Source organism: Desulfuromonadales bacterium (genome assembly GCA_035620395.1).
In the GTDB taxonomy this organism is placed as follows: domain Bacteria; phylum Desulfobacterota; class Desulfuromonadia; order Desulfuromonadales; family DASPGW01; genus DASPGW01.
Genome location: DASPGW010000112.1, coordinates 1 through 3,421 on the forward strand (window position 1 = coordinate 1; position 3,421 = coordinate 3,421).

Sequence of the window (3,421 nt, forward strand, 5' to 3'; positions counted from 1 at the left end):
GAGGCAAATCCCCCCTCGCCCCCCTTTGCCAAAGGGGGGTCAAAACCTCCCCCCCCTCTCTCAGCCCGCAAACATCCGCTGCAGGTGTCCCTTGAGCACCTCCACGAACTCCGCCTCGCGATCCCCACGGTAGACCATGGAGGAGGCGATCTCGCTGGCCAGGATGGCGTAGCGGTACTTGGGCGGCAGGTTCTTGATGCGCCGCCGGTAGCGGCTGTTCTCGCGCAGCAGGCGCGGCAGGTGCGCCTCGATCGCCTTTCGGAACAGCGGTTCGTCGCAGCGTTCCGGATGCTGCTGGAACCAGGCGAAGAGACGCGCGTAGTGGGCGTTGATCTCGCCGCTGATGGCGGCGGAAATCTCCGTCCAGAGCTGGGCGCAGCCCGGGTCCGCCTTGCGCCGGAAGATCAGCCGCGCCTCCTCCGCCGCCCGCTTTTCGAGGATGGCCAGGACGTCGGCGACGTAGCGCTCCTTGTTGGCGAGGAACTCCTTCTCGGTCATCAGCAGGTTGGCGATGATTTCGTAGGAGGAGGAGATGACCCCGCACTTGTTGGCCGAGGCGTCGCGCAGGATGACGACGCCGTGCTTCTGCAGCTCGATCCGGGCCGCCGGGGTGATGAAGGAGTTGGCCCCTTCGACGATGACGCGGGCGCTCGGCGCGCCGTCCGGCCGGAGAAACTGCGGCCAGTTCTCGGCATCGATGGTTTCGGGGCGGCCGCCGGCGGGGATGAAGAGATCGGCCGGCACGGTGAAGACCAGGCTGCCGAACTCCCGGTTGAACTCGTCGACGGTGAGCCACTGCTCCTCGAGCCCCCGTTCGCTGCGCACCACCTTTTTGTAGAGCTCGCGCCGCCCCTCGGTGCGGCGCAGGTTGCGGTAGAGGAGAAAGCCGCCGGCATGCAGCGCCTGCGGGTCGAAGGCGTCCACATCGCTCTTGAGCACGATGCGGCGCAGGGCGTCGTGGTTCGCCCCGGCCGGATCGCAGAGGGCGCCGGTGCCGTCGACGATCAGCCGGATCTGTGCCTGCGGAGAGCGCTCCAGCAGGATGCGCAGGGCGTTGCCGGCGACGTCGCCGTTCGGCCCGCCGGTCAGCTTGACGCTGAAGGGGTCGCGCCGGATGTCGACACCGAGCTCCTCCATGGCGATTTCGGCGAATTTGACCACGCCGGTCGAGGTGACGCCGTACTCCTTGTGGTTGATCCCGACCTTCTTGCTGGAGATGACGCCGATGCCCAGCAGGTAGCCGCGGCGCACCGACTGGCGGGCGATCAGCTCGACCATCTCGTCGTGCATGTTCTCGTCCGGCCCCAGCTCGATCGGCTCGTCCTCGCCGTAGTAGTCGACCACCCGCGGGTCCTTCGCCCGCCCCGCTTCGGTGACGAAGATGTCGAAGAAGGCGTTGATCAGGCCGTACTGCAGCTTGTAGAGACGGCGGGTGACCAGGTCGCGGTCGGCAAGGTCGGCGGCATCGAGGATGACCACCATCTTCGAGCCCCCCTCGTAGATGTCCTTGTTCTTGAGGTGCTGGGTGTGGGCGAGCACGTAGTTCTCGCGGAAGAGGGTGTTGGCGCCGGTGACGTAGTCGTCCCAGTCGCGGCTGAGCAGCGTGCGCCAGCCGCCGCGGGCGATGTCGGAGAAGCCGATGTGGTAGCCGCAGCCGTGCCGGGCGAAAAAGAAGGTCACCCGGAAGGGGCGCTCCGGCGGCAGGTCGGCGGTGAACTCGGCGCCGAGCTCGTCCAGGTAGGCCGGGTCGAGGCGGAAGGCGAGCGCCTGCTTCTCGGGGATGAAGAAATTGGTCTTCAGGGTGTGCCGGATGAAGATCAGGGCGCAGCGGAAGATGCCGCGGCGCACCTCGTCGAGGTAGCGGTGGCCGGTGTTGTAGCCGTCGATGGCCCGGGTGAGGTCGGCCAGGGTCTTCTCGTAGCGGGCCCGGCGCTCGTCGACATCCGGATCGAAGCGGGCGCGGAAAAGTCCGATCAACTGCAGCGCCATGTCCGGGTGGCCGTGGAAGGCGCGCAGAACGTCCTCGTAGCCGAAGCGGTCCGGCTGGTTGTGGGCGAGGTTGGTGTGGCAGAAGGCGATGAAGGCGTTGACCAGGGAGGCTTCCTCGCCGCTCATCACCCGCCCGGTGACGAACTCCCGGTAGGCGTACGAGGCGGCGGAGAGGATCTGCGTGTTGTAGAGCTCCCGGCGCAGGCGCAGGAAGAGCTCGGAGCCCTTGTCGATCAGCTCCGCCTGCCGGGTGCGGATGTAGAAGTTGCCGAGGAAGTAGGGATGGACGCCGTTGCTGAGGGTCAGGCAGTAGGCACGCTTGACGCCGAGGCCGAGGCGGTTGAAGACCTCCATGATCTGCTGCAAAAAATCGATCTGCGGCGGGTTGCCGGCGGCGAACATGACCCGGTACTCGCGCTGGCGCTCGGTATCCTCGGTCTCCTCGGCATCGAAGAAGATGCCGCCGCCGGCGATGCTCTGCTGGAACAGCCAGAGGAGCTGGGCGACGCGCCTGGCCGGCGAGATGCGCACGTAATGCTCGTTGTTGAGCCACAGCAGGCGCAAAAGGCGCGCGAACTGTTTCTGCTCGAAGGCCGGATAGTGCTCGGCAATCGCCGCCGCGATGGCACGGCGCAGGGCGGACGGGATGCTCACCTCGCCGGCCTGGGCGATCTCCCGGTGGCTTTTGCGGTCGAAATCGAAGCGCTGCAGCTCCAGCCCTTCGGCGAGGCCCGGCACCGTCCCGTAGGACTGGGTGAACTGGGCGTAGGAGATCTCCCGCTCCCGCAGGTTCTTCAGGGTATCGTAGAGGGAGCCGGGCCGGTTGAGGCGGGCCAGGACCAGCCGCCTCTCGCGGTCGGCGAGCACCAGCCGCTGTTCCTGCCGCAGGCTGTGCAGGCGGGTGGCCAGGGCGGCGACCGCCTCCGGCTCGTCCTGCATGGTGATGGAGAAGTAGGGGTGCATCTTCTCCAGCAGCCAGTTGAGGTTCTCCCCGGCGCTGCCGCAGCTGGCGCCGATCTCGCGCAGCACCTCCCGGCGCAGGAACTGTTTGGCCGTCTCTTCCATAACCATCCTTCTCGCCTTTTCTGTCCGACGTCAGTTGTCGGGCCGATCAAAAATGCCCAGGTGCAAGGCGCCCGAAATCTGAGGAGCGAGGCGTACCTGGAAGGTACGTCGCAGTGACGAAGACGAGGGCAACGCCGCAGATGGGCGTTTTTCATCGGCCTACCGCAGGGGCACCACCATGGCCGGTCGTAAGGTTTTGCGCAGCACCTTTTCCGCCACGCTGCCAAGGAACGCGTATTTGAGCCTGCCCTTGCCGTGGCTGCCCAGCACGATCAGGTCGGCGTCGATGCGGTCGGCCATTTCGAGGATCTGGTCGACCGGATGGCCGTGATGCACCTCGATGTCGGCAATCCGGTCGATGTCCTCG

The 3,421-nt window shown here is 66.5% G+C and carries 2 protein-coding genes; both read right to left on the reverse strand.

The window, feature by feature from the left end; genetic code table 11:
- Positions 1-60: 60 nt before the first annotated feature.
- Positions 61-3,054: an NAD-glutamate dehydrogenase domain-containing protein gene (locus VD811_06230; protein ID HXV20568.1), complete on the reverse strand. Its 2,994-nt coding sequence runs from the start codon at positions 3,052-3,054 to the stop codon at positions 61-63.
- Positions 3,055-3,213: 159 nt separating this feature from the next.
- The coding region (locus tag VD811_06235; protein ID HXV20569.1) for a universal stress protein at positions 3,214-3,421 on the reverse strand (208 nt) is incomplete at its 5' end.